This is a genomic window from Nonlabens ulvanivorans (genome assembly GCF_000732625.1).
Classification (GTDB): Bacteria; Bacteroidota; Bacteroidia; order Flavobacteriales; family Flavobacteriaceae; genus Nonlabens; species Nonlabens ulvanivorans.
This window is the reverse complement of sequence record NZ_JPJI01000023.1, coordinates 102,583-118,774: the sequence shown is the minus strand read 5'-3', so window position 1 is coordinate 118,774 and position 16,192 is coordinate 102,583. Positions and strand designations below refer to the sequence as shown.

The following is a 16,192-nucleotide window of genomic DNA, read 5'->3' as shown; positions in this document are numbered from 1 at the left end:
ATTTTATAAGGTTAAGTAATTGATTTCTATTACTACATTATTGTATTGATTTAACTGCTCTAGATAATCTAGTTTGATCTCATAGGCTCCTTCTAGGCTTTGTATAAATTGATAAAAATCAATCTCACCATTCTTAAAGCTTCCTTGCGCGGTTTTGAGGATTTCATCAGACAGCGCGGTGCCTTCTTGCTCATAATATAATAGCGCATTATTTAATTGATTTCTTCTTACCATAAGAGCTTCATATCGAGCCTTTAATTGAATATTATATTCATTATACTCTTGAGATGCAATTTGCTGCGCTATACCTGATGCTTTAATTCGTGAGGACTGTCCTCCAAATAGAAGAGGAATTTTTAAACCTACCTGATAACCATATAAACTACTATTCAGTTCAGAATTAGTTCCTTGAAAATAATGAAGACTGATATCTGGTAGTAATTGTTTTTTCTCTAATTGCCTTTGTGCATCTAATAAAGAAATTCGGTTGCGATAATAATCCAATTCTACACTAGACTCAACATCGATCCTTTCTAGAGGGATTTTTAGATCTTTTTCTGCAACCAATATAAGAGTATCAGATGACTGCACTAGCTTCTTTAACTCGTTATAACTTAACACAACATCTAGCCTTGACTCTAGATATTTAGTATTGATCTGTTTCTGTTTTGAGGCAGCTGTTATTTTTTCTAAATAATTAGTCTCACCTAGTTCAAAGCGTCTGGTCGCCATACTTGAAAAGTTAGTATATAAACTATCGAGAGTTTTAAGTGCCACCTCTTTTTTTCTAGCGATTTGATACTGATAATAAGCAATGGTTACTTTTCTTTCAATATTCTTTTTATTGATATCTCTTGCACTGGTTACCAATGCTACATTTGCTTCATTCACTTTCTTTTGAGTAAAATAAACCGTCGGAAACTTAAAATCTTGTTGAATACCCAAAACTCTCAACGGCTTATTATTAATCGCGAGGTTGTTTTGATCAAACTCATAATACAACTGGGTTTTATCAAAACTAAATGCACTATTAACTAGCTCATTAGAATGATCCACTTGTAATTCTTGTGCTTTGATACTGGCATTATTCTCTAACGCCATAGGAATCAAGGTTTCTAAATCTATAGGCTGTTGTTGTGCCTGACCTATTGCCGCGATTGAAAAAATCATTAAGCTAGTCGTTACTATTCCATTATGGCTTGTAGCTGACTTAACTTTAGGCTTATTAAAATAAGCATATAACACTGGTAGTACTATTAGGGTAAGTAAAGTTGCAGTTATCAAACCACCTACAACAACGGTTGCAAGTGGTCGTTGTACCTCAGCACCAGCATTGGTCGATATTGCCATAGGTAAAAAACCTAATGCAGCAGCCATAGCGGTTAACAATACTGCACGTAACCTATCTCTAGTTCCCTGTTTTATAAGATCATTAATATTGTTAAACCGACCTTCTTTTTTCAACTCTTTAAAATGTTCTATTAAAACGATACCATTTAACACTGCAATACCAAACAATGCTATAAAACCTACTCCTGCAGATATACTAAAAGGCAAATCTCTTATCCACAATAGTAAAACACCACCTACCGCAGCCAGTGGTATAGCCGAGTAAATAATCAACGCCTCTTTAACCGATTTAAATGCAAAATAAAGAAGTATAAATATTAAAATTAAGGCAATAGGTACTGCTACCAGTAGTCTGGACTTTGCGCTCTGTAAATTTTCAAACTGACCACCATATGTGATGTTATAACCTACTGGTAATTCTACATTATCATCAATTAATTTTTGAACATCATCTACCACAGACTGTAAATCACGGTTACGTACATTGACACCTACTACAATTCTACGTCTAGTATCATCTCTAGAAATTTTTGCAGCTCCTTTTTGATAGGTTATCTCTGCAAGTTCACTTAAAGGAATCTTGCCGCCATTAGGCACATCGATGTAAAGATTTTTTAAATCTTCAATATCCCGTCTATTTTTTTTATCTAGCCTGAGGACTAAATCAAATCGTTTCTCACCTTCAAAAACGCTACCAGCCTGGCGACCGGCAAATCCCATAGCAATCATGTCATTTACTTCTTGAATGTTAAGACCATATCGAGCTATTTTTAATCTGTTGAATTTTACATTCATTTCAGGCAATCCAGCTATCTTCTCTACAGACACGTCTGCAGCCCCAAGAACGTTTTCTATTAAGGTTCCTATTTCATTACCTTTTTTAGTTAACACATCTAGGTCGTCGCCAAATATTTTAATGGCAATATCTGCTCTTACACCTGTAATTAACTCATTAAAACGCATCTCAATAGGTTGTGTAAATTCTACTTCCATTCCTGGAATAATGGCTAGCGCTTCTTTGAATTTGTCTGCTAATTCATCTTTTGTAGATGCAGATTTCCATTCACTTTTTGGTTTTAAAACTATAATAACATCGCTTTCTTCCATAGACATAGGGTCTGTAGGAACCTCTGCAGCACCTATACGAGTTACCACTTGTTTCACCTCAGGAAATTCATCTAGTAATATAGATTCTATTTGTGTTGTAATCGCCACCGTATTACTTAATGAAGTACCAGTTTTAAGTACTGGTTGTATAACAAAATCACCTTCATCTAGTGTAGGTACAAATTCACCGCCCATCGTGGCATATAAATAAATAGATAAGGATAGTAAAAGAACTGCGATAGATAGGACGATGCGTTTACTTACTAATGCCCATTCAATAACAGGTTCATAAATTTTATGCAACCACTTCATTAATCGCACAGATATATTTTTATCTGATATTGTGGATGGCTTAAGAAAGATGGAAGCTACTACTGGCACATATGTAAAACACAAAATCATCGCGCCTATCAATGCAAAACTAAATGTGAGTGCCATCGGTTTAAACATCTTGCCTTCTACACCAGATAAGGAAAGGATAGGTATGAAAACAATCAATATAATGAGCTGCCCAAACACTGCAGAGTTCATCATTTTTGATGCACCATGAATAGTAATTTTATCTTTAATTTGTTGTTGATCCGCTTTCGCGAAAGCGAGAATCTCATCTTTCTTTCTGGTGATCTCAAAAGCAATAAATTCTACAATAATCACTGCTCCATCGATGATAATACCAAAGTCTATCGCTCCTAAACTCATAAGGTTTGCGTCTACCCCAAAAACGTACATAAGAGATAATGCAAATAATAAACACAACGGTATCACCGATGCTACTACAAGGCCTGATCGCCAGCTACCTAGTAATAAAACAACAATAAAAATGACGATTAAACATCCTAATATTAAATTCTCTGAAACGGTAAATGTAGTCTTAGCGATTAATTCACTGCGATCGAGGAAAGCGTTTATATAAACACCTTCAGGCAATGACTTAGATATTAATTCTACTCGTTCTTTAACAGCATCGATGACTTTTTTAGAGTTTGCATCCTTAAGCATCATGACCTGTCCTAGCACTTTCTCGCCTTCACCATTACCTGTAATGGCTCCAAAACGTGGTGCGCTTCCATAATCTACAGTCGCTACATCTTTTATGTAAATGGGGAAATTATCACTATTCTTAACGACTATATTATTAATATCATCGATGGAGGATATTAATCCTTCTCCTCTTATAAAATAAGCCTGATTTACTTTTTCTATGTAACTACCACCAGAAATACTATTGTTCATTTCTAGGGCTATAAATACTTCTTGCGATGTGATATCCATCGCGTTTAATTTTTCTGTATTAATAGCAACTTCATATTGCTTTAAAAATCCACCCCATGTATTGACCTCTATCACGCCAGGTATACCAGATAATTGCCTTTTTACTATCCAATCCTGTATGGTACGCAGGTCTTGTGCAGTATACTGATCTTTATAACCTGGCTCTACATCAAGTATATATTGATATATCTCACCTAGTCCTGTGGTTATAGGTCCCATTTCAGGTGTTCCAAAACCTTCTGGAATTTTCTCTGTTGCAGATTTTATCTTCTCGGCAATAAGCTGTCTGGGAAGATAGGTTCCCATATCATCATCAAAGACAATAGTAACCACGGATAATCCAAATTTTGAAACCGAGCGAATTTCCTGCACACCAGGTAAATTTGCCATTTCTAATTCTACAGGATATGTAATGAATTGCTCCATATCTCGTGTCGATAGATTACGAGATGTGGTAATTACCTGTACTTGATTATTAGTAACATCTGGTACGGCACCTATGGGAATTTGAGTAAGAGAATATAAACCGAATCCAATAATGAATACAGTAAATAGAAGAATAATGAGTTTATTCTTGATGCTGAAATTGATAATATTTGATAGCATTTTTCATAAATAATAAATGTTATTATCCTCTATAACACAATTGTGCAAGAGAATGAAATGGAATTAACACGGATATTTATGAAAACTTAGGCGGCTGGAATAGTCCATCACAATGCAATGATGAAGATGGTGCCTGATAAAAGAAATTATGCTTTTTATACTCTAATGGTTCTAATAATTTTAACTCTGACCTTTGAGTATTAAATACAATAGCTGTAATTGAAGTTAATTGAGACTGCTGTTGAAAAGGTAATTCTTCATGTTCCTCTTTTTCTTCTTGATGGTCTTGAGCATGTTCTGCCTTTAATTCTCCATAATGCTTTGCTATAAAGACGATAATATTATCTCCATATTCCTCATTATGAAATTGAGCGTGTTCTATAAATTCATCAATTTGCGAGATATCATTAATTTGTATCCCGAAGCTTTGCATCAGGATGATTATAGAAATAGATATACTAATTAATTTACTCACAATGGTAAATGTATAAAATTTAATTATATGGTTGTGTAACATTTATAACCATAGGTATAAATTTAATTTATGAACATGTATTTAATTTAGATAATGTATTGACTTACTAGATCAAATTTTACAGACTAAAATCATTACTTAATTACAGTATTGTAATCCTGCACATCATCTTAATCGAACTAATTATATATAATAACATATCGACCCATCACTTAATATAACGATTGCAATGAAAAATGGTATCCCACTTACATTCCAAATCATGTAAAAATTACTTATTTCAAATTTAAAATTACTAAGCTTTATATAAAAAAGGTCAAAAGAAATTTTGAGCTAACTCAATTCCCTTTGACCTTTTTCAATGTATTCGTGACCACGACAGGATTCAAACCTGTGACCGCTGGAGCCGAAATCCAGTGCTCTATTCAGCTGAGCTACGTGGCCATTTGATGTCTATATTAACTGGTTCTTTACTATGGTACTAATAGTTCTACCATCTGCCTTTCCAGCTAGTTGCTGATTTGCCATACCCATAACCTTACCCATATCTTTCATTCCTGCTGCACCAGTTTGGGCTATAATATCTTGTACCACTTTTGCGATTTCTTCTTCACTTAATTGTTCTGGTAAAAACTGTTCTAGAACAGCTGCCTGTGCTAGTTCTGGTTCTGAAAGATCTTCTCTATTTTGTTCAGAAAAAATACGTGCACTATCCTTACGTTGCTTAACTAGTTTTTGAACAAGTTTTATCTCATCTTCTTCAGATAAATCGGCAGTATCACCTGATGTTTTTGCAAGTAATAATTCACTTTTTACAGCACGTAATGCGGCAAGAGCTGTTTGATCTTTTGCTTTCATGGCCTCTTTCATAGCGGTCATGATATCTTTTTCTAAACTCATAGTATGTATTCTTTAAGGCCATAAAAATAAGGCTTATAATGACCTTATACAACAAACTCGATTTCAAAACACTTCATAAAAAAGCCCAAATTCTACTTAAAGAATTCGGGCCTACTGCTTTTAGGGAAAGCAATTCTTAATCTACATTATCGTGTAAAAATGAGTTGTTGTTTGTCCTCAACTGTATATCATCATTTTCATCTGTAGAAAGTGTAGTTCTAGAGCGATCAGCCTCACTAGGCAATTCATCTAGCTGTACACCATGTCGTTCAAAAGCAGGCTTTTTTTCAATTTCTTCAAGTCTATGTGAATTCTTAAACTTGAAATTGTATGCATGCATTTTACGCTTACGTTCTTCGGCTCTAAGCACTAACATTTCATTGATAGGTAAGTCTGTAAGATCTACATCGTCAACAGTTGTGTCTTTTACCACAGTACTATTTAATGGCTCTGTAGGCGCACTTTTAGCCACAATCTGAATTTCCTCTTCTGCAACTTGTTCAGGCTGCTTATTGACAGGCTTAGCTTGATTCATGGTTTCTTCAATTTCCATGTAATCATCTAGTGAGTATTTAGTTATTCCATCTGTTGTTACTTCAGTTACAGGAATCACGTTAATAGGGTCGTTAACTTCTATGTCTTCTAGATTATGTACAATAGGTTTTTCTGGCTCTATAGTTTCCTTATTAGACACAGGCATATCAAAATCTAAAAAGAATTGATCCTTTTCTTCTTCAATCTCTTCTTCAAGATGAGTCGCTTCAGGTTGTGCTTCTGTTATTACAAATTCTGTTGGTTTTACCTTATCCAGCACTTCTTCATATACCACATTTAGGTTTGAAATAAACTCTGTAGTTGGTATTAAAGTATTCTCTTCTTTAACCGCTGGCATTATTGGCTCAGGTTCTTCTTCACCTAGTGTGTGTATAATTTTCACAGGCTCTGTAGGCTGCGGTGCAACTACAGGTTGTGGTGATTCCGCTTTCGCGAAAGCGTTATCTATATCTCCTGTATCATCAACACTATCATCTAGGTCCATAATAACTTTTCCTGGGGATGCATCGGTAGTTTTCTCTTGTAAAACGGCACTAGCGCGCTGCTCATCTTCTAAGGTGTGAATGATGCGTTTTGCCTCAGTATTTGAGATATCATTTTGCTGTTCTTTATTAAATCCCGTAGCGATTACGGTTACAGAAATAGCGTCTCCCAAAGATTCATCTTCTCCTACACCCATAATGATATTTGCACCACCACCAGCTTCTGTCTGGATTAAATCGTTAATCTCTCCTATTTCATCAATGGTAATTTCTTCTGATCCAGAAACAATAAGTAGCAATACATTCTTTGCACCAGTGATTTTATTATCATTTAATAAAGGAGAATCTAAAGCCTTAATAATCCCTTCTTGGGCACGGTTTGCTCCTGTAGACTGAGCACTTCCCATAATGGCTGTTCCAGAATTTGAAAGAACGGTTTTTGCATCACGCAAGTCAATGTTTTGCGTGTAGTGATGCGTTATAACCTCTGCAATACCACGTGAGGCAGTAGCAAGTACCTCATCTGCTTTTGAGAAACCTGCTTTAAAACCTAAGTTCCCATAAACTTCTCTAAGCTTATTATTATTAATAATTATTAAGGAGTCCACCTGAGAACGGAATTTTTCTATTCCCAGCTGTGCTTGCTCGTTACGTACTTTACCTTCAAAATTAAATGGTGTGGTTACAATTCCCACAGTAAGAATGCCCATCTCTCGTGATACTTGAGCAATCACTGGCGCAGCACCAGTTCCTGTTCCACCACCCATACCAGCGGTAATAAATACCATTTTAGTATTAGTATCTAACATACCACGCAATTCTTCAATGCTTTCTTGCGCAGCACGCTCACCTACCTCTGGGTTTGCTCCAGCTCCTAGACCTTCTGTTAAGGTTACACCTAATTGTATTTTGTTAGGCACTGGACTATTATCTAGCGCTTGTGAATCTGTATTACAGATAACAAAATCTACTCCTTTTATTCCTTGCTGGAACATGTGTTTAATGGCATTACTACCGCCACCACCGACACCTATTACTTTAATCACATTTGACTTATTTAAAGGTAAGTCAAATGCTATACTGTTAAAATCTTCATTACTCATATCGCTGCTACTTTATGGTTTAAGCTCTCTTTATTCTTTTATTTAATCTTGTTTTCTAATTGATAACTACTCTGCATTATCTAGAAAATCCTTCAATTTTGTGGTCCAATTTTCAAAGAATCCACGTTTTTTACTTTCTTGAACCTCTGGTTCTGGTTGCTCTATTTCATCAACCTCTACTACTGGTTCTTTTTCTACTTCTTCTACCGGTTGCTCTTCTAATTTTGAATTAAGGTAACCGTCTTCTAATCCTTTCATCACTAGTCCTACTGCAGTTGCAAAAACAGGACTTGTACTTTCTGCATCGCTATCACCAGCTAGGTGTTCATTAGGGTAGCCTATACGACTAGGCATTCCAGTAACATACTCTGCTAATTGTTTGATATGCTTTAACTGACTACCACCACCAGTTAAAACGACACCTGCAATAAGTTGCTTTTTAGGATCATCATGTCCATAGTTTTTAATTTCTACAAAGACATTTTCCAAAATCTCAATCACTCGAGCATGAATAATCTTACTCAAGTTCTTAAGTGTAATTTCCTTAGGCTCACGACCACGCAATCCTGGAATTGATACAATTTCATTTTCTTTATTCTCTCCAGGCCATGCACTACCGAATTTTGTCTTCAACAATTCTGCCTGCTTTTCTATAATAGAACAACCTGCTTTAATGTCTTCAGTAATGATATTTCCTCCTTGAGGAATAACTGCTGTATGACGTATAATCCCATCCTTAAAAATTGCGAGATCAGTCGTTCCACCACCTATATCGATAAGCGCTACACCTGCCTCTTTTTCTTCTTGACTCAATACAGCGTCTGCACTAGCTAGTGGTTCAAGTGTAATTTTCTTAAGGTCTAGATCTGCGCTTTTCACACATCGATAAATATTCTTAATAGAGGCTACCTGACCGACGACCACGTGAAAATTTGCTTCTAAACGACCACCATACATTCCTACAGGCTCTTTGATCTCTGACTGACCATCGATTTTATATTCCTGTGGCAAAACATGAATAATTTCTTCACCTGGTAACATGACCAGTTTATGCACTTGTCCACATAAGATATCGATATCTGATTGATCAATAACCTCTTCAGAATTACCTCTAGTGATATAATCACTGTGTTGTAAACTGCGTATATGTTGACCTGCAATACCTACTGTTACTTCTTTAATTTTTATACCGCTTACAGCCTCTGCCTGATCAACAGCTTGTTGAATAGACTGTATGGTCTGTGTGATATTATTAACAACACCTCTATGTACACCAAGGCTCTTTGATCTTCCTACACCTAGAATTTCAAGTTTGCCGTACTCATTCTTACGACCTATCATGGCCACAATCTTTGTGGTCCCAATGTCCAGTCCTACTGCATATTCTTGTAAATCCATTTCCTTACTTTTTAATACTAACGACCTGATTTTTATACCTCAAGTCGATCGTTTTAACTTGATTTAAGCGATTATCTTTCTTCATTTTTGCAATAAACGCTTTATAGTTCATCGCCTTGTGTTGTAAATCTTCAATTTTACCCAATAAGATGTCATGATCATGAGCTCTTATTTGCATAGTAACTTTTCCTTTTTTATCAAAAGAAATTTGTGTGATGGAAGGCTTTAAAAACGAATCATCATTTATAAAATTGATCAATTCAAAAAGCTTTTCATTAAATGACTCTTTATAACCATAGACCAGCGGAACAAATGCTGTGTGCTCTGTTGATAAAGGCATTATTTTGTTATCGGCATCGAGATACACCTGAGAAGATAACATTAACCTTGCAATAGGCGTGCGCTGTTCTACTAGCACATTAACTTCACCTTCTAAAGAAACGGAAACCTCTGCACCTCTGATCATTGCGTTATCAATCAAACGCAATTCACCTTCATTCAAATCTAATTTTTCTAACGCTATAGATTCCACACTGTCTATATTTTGTATCAACAATTTATTAACGTTTTTTTCAGATATGAATAATGCTTTACTATCTGTAAAAGAAACAGTTACATCTTTAACCGTTCTTTTCTCAAATCGATGACCTGCAAAAGCGTATGCACTGAATATCAACACTATACACAGGCCATATTTTAGTATGCTTTTAATGCTCATTATTCAACGGTTTATTTATCAACTTTTTTATCTCTACACCTATATCTCCAGCACCTATCATAACCACCACTCGAGTGTTCATTTCTTCTATAAACTCTGCGATATCTTCTTTTTCAAGAACCGTTATGACCGCAGGCTTTTCCTCTAATTTTTGAATTTTACTACACAACACCTGAGAGGTTATACCTTCTATAGGTAATTCTCTTGCAGGATAGATGTCCAGCAATGCTATTTTATCAAATTGAGCTAGACTAGTAACAAAGTCATTCATGAAATCTTTTGTACGAGAAAATAAATGAGGCTGAAAAATAGCTAGCACTTTCTCGTCAGGATACATTTCCCTTACCGCTTGATGAACAGCATTTATTTCTGTGGGATGATGCGCATAGTCATCAATAAGAACCCTTTCTTCTGTATTTATTCTATAAGTAAACCTGCGCTCCACACCTTGAAAAGTCACTAGAGCATGTTTCAATTTTTCTATGGAAACACCATACTCAACAGCCATTGCAATCGCTAGAAGTGCATTAGATAAATTGTGCTTGCCCGGTAATTGTAAACAAAATCCTTTATGGATAACCTCTTCAATTTGTAAATCAAAATGATAAGCACCACCAGCAATTACGATATTGATCGCTTTAAACTTACCATGAACTAACCCTACCTTTATACCATCTATAGCAACCTGTTCATTTACTAAAAGCGTCTTACCTTCTAACAATGATGCAAAGTCATGAAAGGTTTTTTCAAAGGTGGCAACATCTCCATAGATATCTAAATGGTCTGCATCTATTGCTGTTATACCAGCAATATCTGGAGATAATTGCATGAATGAGCGATCAAACTCATCTGCCTCAACGACCATTACATCTGTTCCTGAACATAGGTAGTTCGTGTTATATTCTTCTAAAATACCACCACAGAAAGCTGTTACTTCAACATCACTTTTATAAAGTAGATGTGCTAGAATCGCACTAGTTGTTGTTTTACCATGTGTTCCAGCAACAGCTAGACAGGTCATCGTTTGTGAAATCTGCCCTAATAATTGAGCACGTTTGAGAATTGGTATTCCGCTTTCGCGAAAGCGTAATAATTCATCCATCGTGGCTGGAATTGCAGGTGTAAATATAACTTGAGCCGTATCAGGATTTTTAAATTCTGCAGGGATGCTATTGAAATCATCATTGTAATGAATATCAATCCCTTCTTCTTCTAATTGTTTTGTGAGCGAAGTAATGACCTTATCATAACCTGCAACTATTTTACCTTGCTCATTTAAATAACGAGCAAGCGCACTCATCCCGATACCACCTATACCGATGAAATAAACATGTGTGATATGTTGCAAACTAGTCATTAATAATAGATTCTAACTGGTTAACAATATCTATGGTTGCATGAGGTAATGCAAGTTGTTTGATTTGAGATGATAGATTGTTTTGCAACTCAACATCTGAAATCAAACCTTTCCAAATGGTATTAAAATTTTGATCAATTTCTACTTCTCTAACTAATAAACCAGCTCCTTTCTCTACTACAGCAAGAGCATTTTTAGTCTGGTGATCTTCAGCAACGTTAGGTGATGGAATAAAAATCACTGGTTTACCAACAATACATAGTTCTGAAATAGTCCCGGCACCTGCCCTAGAAATGATAAAATCTGCCGCACTGTAAGCTAAATCCATTCTACTTATAAAAGCATGGACTTGCACTGATTCCTTTGCTTTATTCTTATACTGATCATAATAGAACTTACCACACTGCCAAATGATTTGAACATCTTGTGCAATATTTTCTAATTGAGTATCGATGAGTTGATTAATCCTGCGCGCTCCCAAACTACCACCGAGTATTAATAATGTTTTCTTGGAAGTATCAAGGTCAAAATGATTGAGAGCCTCTTCTCTTTTTGAATCGATATCTAGTAAATCTTGACGTACAGGATTACCAGTAAGAACAATCTTTTCTTTAGGGAAGAATCGATCTAGTCCTGTACTGGCAACACAAATTTTCTGTACTTTTTTAGAGAGTAATTTATTTGTAATTCCCGGATAGGAATTCTGCTCTTGGATTAAACTAGGTATTTTTTTCATACTAGCCATTTGTAATAATGGTCCACTAGCATACCCACCAGTACCTATTGCAGCTGTAGGTTTAAATTTATTAATTATGCGTCTTGCGTCCCATAAGCTTTTTGTAACTTTTAAAGGGAACGCAAAGTTTTCTAAGGCGAACTTACGTTGCAAACCACTAATCCATAAGCCCTTAATTTCATAACCAGCTGCTGGGACTTTTTCCATTTCCATACGATTACTGGCGCCCACAAATAGGATCTCGCAATCTGGCCAGCGACGCTTGCATTCATTTGCAATAGCTATTGCTGGATATATATGACCGCCTGTGCCGCCACCTGATATGATAAATTTATAAGGCTTCACTTAATACATCTAAAGGGTTCAACTCTTCTTCATTTAATTCGTTTTCTTGTTGACGTAGTTTCTGTCTTTTTGAGCTTACACTTAAAACGATACCTACCGCCATACAGGTCATCCATATCGAGGTACCACCGCTACTTATTAGCGGTAAGGTCTGTCCAGTAACTGGAAATAAATTAACAGCGACACCCATATTCATTAATGCCTGAATTACAATAGGTAAGCCTACTCCTATTACAAGTAAACTGCCGAAAATGGTTTCGGCTTTATTTGCGATAACGACGACTCGGAATAGGAAAAATAGATATACTGCAAGTACAACTAGACCACCAAAAAGTCCAAACTCTTCGATAATTATTGCATATATAAAATCACTCGATGATTGCGGTAAAAAATGTTTAGTAGAACTTTTTCCAGGACCAACTCCAAAGGGATAACCATTTGCAATAGCGGTCTTTGCTTTTTCAACTTGATATACAGAATCACTATCTCCATCACCAGCAAAACTAGCAATACGAGATGCCCATGTATCTACACGGTTAGGTAGTAATCCAGGAAATGCTTTGGCAGTTAACACAAACAACCCTAAACCTACAATTCCTGCTCCGATGATAGCAAGTAAATACTTCCATGGATAACCACCTATAAAACACAGAATCAACACCATTAAAAAGATAAGAGCTGTTGTAGAAAAGTTAGATGGTAAGATCCATATCAATGTAAACGCTACTGGAAACCATAGCGGCCAGAGAGATTGCTTAAAGGTCACAACTTTATCTTTAATACCACTCAAGTATTTAGCGACATATGTCATCAAAACTACTGATGCAAGTGTACTGGTCTGAAAACCGACACCTATAACTGGTATACGTATCCATCGACTGGCATTTGCTCCGTCCATAGTTGTCCCTTGTAACGCTGTATAGATAAGCATTAAAATGACAAACGGCAGTAACATCACACTCAAACCTTTAAACCAATTGTATGGTATTTTATGGACAGCATATGCTATACTCAATCCTAGTACTAAATGAACAAAGTGTTTAACGATATACTTTGCCGTATCTCCTTCTCCACCGTTTAAGTAAGCAAGATTACTACTAGCACTGTACACAGGTAAAAAAGAGAAAATAGCAAGTGCAAGGACTAATGCCCACAGAAATAAATCACCTGATATGTAATCTTTAATTTTCATTTATAGTGCTCTCACTGCATTTTTAAATTGTCTTCCACGATCTTCATAATTTTCAAATAGATCAAAACTGGCGCAGGCAGGTGATAATAAAACGTTATCTCCAGGACCTGCAAGTTTATATGCGACACGTACTGCATCTTCCATAGAAGATGTTTCAACCATATTATCTACACAACTACCAAATGCCTCAACAATTTTTGAATTATCAGTTCCTAGACAAACTATAGCTTTCACATTTTTATTTACTAGTGCATACAACTCACTGTAATCGTTACCTTTATCAACACCACCTACAATCCATACCGTAGGCTTTTCCATACTATCTAATGCATAATAAGTTGCATTTACGTTAGTAGCCTTTGAATCATTGATATACTGTACCTTATTAATTTTCAAAACTTGCTCTAGACGATGCTCAACTCCTTGAAAAGAAGCTAAACTTTGTCTTATGGTTTCCTTACGGATTTGAAGCAATTTTGCGGTAGTGGCTGCTGCCATCGCGTTTGCTGTATTGTGCTGTCCTTTAATGGATAAATTTTGAATAGGCATAGTAAAAAGGTTTGTGTCTAGGTTAATGTTGATATTATGATCTTGTATGTATGCTCCAAAATCTAGCTGCTTCTGCATGCTGAATGGAACTAATTTCGATTTGGGCTTATGAATTTTGAGAGCTTCTATTATAGCAGGATCGTCAGCATTGTAGATAAGAAAATCATTCTCATCTTGATTCATGGCAATGCGCAATTTACTGGCTACATAATTTTCAAATTTGTAATCGTATCTATCGAGATGATCTGGCGTAATATTTAATAAAACAGCTATTTTAGGTTTAAAGGTTTTTATACCATCTAGCTGAAAGCTACTCACCTCTAGAACTCTATATTCAGCTGGTGCTTCCGCAACTTGAGCAGCATAGCTTTGTCCTATATTCCCACCTACGGAGACGTCAAAATCTGCTATTTGAAGTATATGACCTACTAAACTAGTAACTGTAGTTTTACCATTACTACCGGTTATAGCTATTTCTACCTCATCTGTAAATCTTGAAGCAAATTCAATTTCAGAAATCACAGGAATATTAGCCTCTAGAATTTTTTGAACAATTGTAGCGTTGTCAGGTATACCAGGACTTTTAACTACAACATCTGCATTTAAGATTTGCTCCATATCGTGTCCACCAGTCTCATGTGGGATATGTTGATCTTGTAACGCTTTCGCGAAAGCATCTTTCAAAACACCACCGTCGCTTAAAAAAACATCATATCCTCGTTGCGTTGCTAGCATGGCAGCACCTACGCCACTCATGCCGCCACCCAATATGACAATACGCTTTTTATTGTTTGTTTTTAACCAGCTCATTACCTTACTTTAAGTGTTACAATACTGATTATAGCAAGTAAAATCCCTACAATCCAGAATCTGACAACGATTTTGCTTTCATGAATTCCCTTTTTCTGGTAGTGATGATGTAGAGGTGACATTAGGAATATACGTCTTCCTTCACCGTATTTTTTCTTAGTGTATTTAAACCAACTCACCTGCATCATTACAGATAAATTCTCCATTAAAAAGACTCCACAAAGTATTGGTATTAGTAGCTCCTTTCTCGTTGCAATAGCTAGCACAGCAATAATCCCTCCTATAGTTAAACTACCCGTGTCTCCCATAAACACTTGTGCAGGATAGGTGTTGTACCATAGAAAACCGACTAGAGCACCAGTAAACGCCGTTATAAAGACTACCATCTCACCAGAATTAGGAATATACATGACGTTCAAATAGTCTGAAAAAATAATATTACCCGATATCCAAGCAAAAAGAGCCAATGTTATAACCGCAATAGCACTTGTTCCTGCCGCCAGACCATCGATACCATCTGTCAGATTTGCGCCATTTGAAACAGCAGTTACTATTATTATTACTATAGGAATAAATATTAACCATGCCCATGATGCCAGACTAGGATCAATCCAATCAATTAATGATGTGTATTCAAATTCATTATTTTTAAGAAATGGTATAGTCGTTTTTGTAGACTGTATGGCCTCACCAAAGGCCACTGGTAATTCAGTACGTGCCATTATCTCTTGGGCTACAACAGGATCCGTTACTTCTTCTTTAATTGTAATACCAGGATGAAAGAACATAGTTGCCCCTACAATAGCCCCTAAGCCTACCTGACCTAAGACTTTAAACTTCCCTTTTAATCCGTCTTTATCTTTTTTAAAGACTTTAATATAATCATCAGTGAAACCTATTAATCCCATCCAAATCGTAGTAACAATTAAGAGAACTACATATATATTATCTAATTGTGATAATAAGAAAACAGGTATTAGCGTCGCCATAATTATGATGACGCCACCCATAGTAGGTGTTCCAGCTTTTTCTGACTGACCTTCTAAACCTAAATCTCTAACTGTTTCACCAACCTGTTGACGTTGTAAAAATTTTATGATACGTTTTCCATAAACGGTAGATATCCCTAGTGACAATAAAAAAGCGATGGCTGCTCTGAATGTAATGAAACCAAACAACGACGCACCAGGAAACTGGAACTGCTCTTCTAGGTATTTGAATAAGTAGTATAACATTT

At 35.9% G+C, this 16,192-nt stretch carries 11 protein-coding genes and 1 tRNA gene; all 12 read right to left on the bottom strand.

Translation table 11 applies throughout. The features are described 5' to 3' along the window. Positions 1-3: 3 nt before the first annotated feature. Complete coding sequence (locus IL45_RS02810) at positions 4-4,335, bottom strand: CusA/CzcA family heavy metal efflux RND transporter (protein WP_036580093.1); 4,332 nt, start codon at positions 4,333-4,335, stop codon at positions 4-6. 76 nt (positions 4,336-4,411) lie between these two features. Then, complete coding sequence (locus IL45_RS02805; protein WP_036580495.1) at positions 4,412-4,810, bottom strand: hypothetical protein; 399 nt, start codon at positions 4,808-4,810, stop codon at positions 4,412-4,414. A 370-nt stretch (positions 4,811-5,180) separates the two neighbouring features. Next, positions 5,181-5,254 (bottom strand) — tRNA-Arg (locus IL45_RS02800). A gap of 9 nt (positions 5,255-5,263) precedes the next feature. After that, positions 5,264-5,710, bottom strand: coding sequence for a GatB/YqeY domain-containing protein (locus tag IL45_RS02795; protein ID WP_036580091.1), 447 nt, complete (start codon positions 5,708-5,710; stop codon positions 5,264-5,266). Between the two features lie 136 nt (positions 5,711-5,846). Further along, a complete protein-coding gene (gene ftsZ / locus IL45_RS02790; RefSeq protein WP_036580088.1) occupies positions 5,847-7,850 on the bottom strand; it encodes a cell division protein FtsZ in 2,004 nt (667 codons plus the stop codon). A gap of 66 nt (positions 7,851-7,916) precedes the next feature. Beyond that, positions 7,917-9,248, bottom strand: a complete 1,332-nt coding sequence (gene ftsA, locus IL45_RS02785; RefSeq protein ID WP_036580085.1) for a cell division protein FtsA — start codon at positions 9,246-9,248, stop codon at positions 7,917-7,919. A gap of 4 nt (positions 9,249-9,252) precedes the next feature. Further along, positions 9,253-9,966 carry a cell division protein FtsQ/DivIB gene (locus IL45_RS02780; protein ID WP_036580083.1) on the bottom strand — a complete coding sequence of 238 codons (714 nt, stop codon included), beginning with the start codon at positions 9,964-9,966 and terminating at the stop codon, positions 9,253-9,255. Then, the gene (murC, locus tag IL45_RS02775) at positions 9,956-11,323 is read right to left on the bottom strand and encodes a UDP-N-acetylmuramate--L-alanine ligase (protein WP_036580080.1); all 1,368 of its coding nucleotides are present in this window, start codon (positions 11,321-11,323) and stop codon (positions 9,956-9,958) included. The genes IL45_RS02780 and murC overlap by 11 nt, the downstream gene beginning before the upstream one ends. After that, complete coding sequence (gene murG / locus IL45_RS02770) at positions 11,316-12,404, bottom strand: undecaprenyldiphospho-muramoylpentapeptide beta-N-acetylglucosaminyltransferase (RefSeq protein WP_036580078.1); 1,089 nt, start codon at positions 12,402-12,404, stop codon at positions 11,316-11,318. The genes murC and murG overlap by 8 nt, the downstream gene beginning before the upstream one ends. Beyond that, the gene (locus IL45_RS02765; RefSeq protein ID WP_036580076.1) at positions 12,391-13,596 is read right to left on the bottom strand and encodes an FtsW/RodA/SpoVE family cell cycle protein; all 1,206 of its coding nucleotides are present in this window, start codon (positions 13,594-13,596) and stop codon (positions 12,391-12,393) included. Before IL45_RS02765 ends, murG begins: the two co-directional genes overlap by 14 nt. Then, complete coding sequence (murD, locus tag IL45_RS02760) at positions 13,597-14,955, bottom strand: UDP-N-acetylmuramoyl-L-alanine--D-glutamate ligase (protein WP_036580074.1); 1,359 nt, start codon at positions 14,953-14,955, stop codon at positions 13,597-13,599. Continuing rightward, positions 14,955-16,190: a phospho-N-acetylmuramoyl-pentapeptide-transferase gene (gene mraY / locus IL45_RS02755; protein WP_036580071.1), complete on the bottom strand. Its 1,236-nt coding sequence runs from the start codon at positions 16,188-16,190 to the stop codon at positions 14,955-14,957. The genes murD and mraY overlap by 1 nt, the downstream gene beginning before the upstream one ends. Positions 16,191-16,192: the final 2 nt, after the last annotated feature.

Bases quoted from the DNA above. Each gene is read 5' to 3' on its own strand.
- IL45_RS02765 (WP_036580076.1), bottom strand. From the start codon at position 13,596: ATGAAAATTAAAGATTACATATCAGGTGATTTATTTCTGTGGGCATTA.
- murC (WP_036580080.1), bottom strand. From the start codon at position 11,323: ATGACTAGTTTGCAACATATCACACATGTTTATTTCATCGGTATAGGT.
- ftsZ (WP_036580088.1), bottom strand. From the start codon at position 7,850: ATGAGTAATGAAGATTTTAACAGTATAGCATTTGACTTACCTTTAAAT.
- mraY (WP_036580071.1), bottom strand. From the start codon at position 16,190: ATGTTATACTACTTATTCAAATACCTAGAAGAGCAGTTCCAGTTTCCT.
- IL45_RS02780 (WP_036580083.1), bottom strand. From the start codon at position 9,966: ATGAGCATTAAAAGCATACTAAAATATGGCCTGTGTATAGTGTTGATA.
- IL45_RS02795 (WP_036580091.1), bottom strand. From the start codon at position 5,710: ATGAGTTTAGAAAAAGATATCATGACCGCTATGAAAGAGGCCATGAAA.
- ftsA (WP_036580085.1), bottom strand. From the start codon at position 9,248: ATGGATTTACAAGAATATGCAGTAGGACTGGACATTGGGACCACAAAG.
- murD (WP_036580074.1), bottom strand. From the start codon at position 14,955: ATGAGCTGGTTAAAAACAAACAATAAAAAGCGTATTGTCATATTGGGT.
- IL45_RS02810 (WP_036580093.1), bottom strand. From the start codon at position 4,335: ATGCTATCAAATATTATCAATTTCAGCATCAAGAATAAACTCATTATT.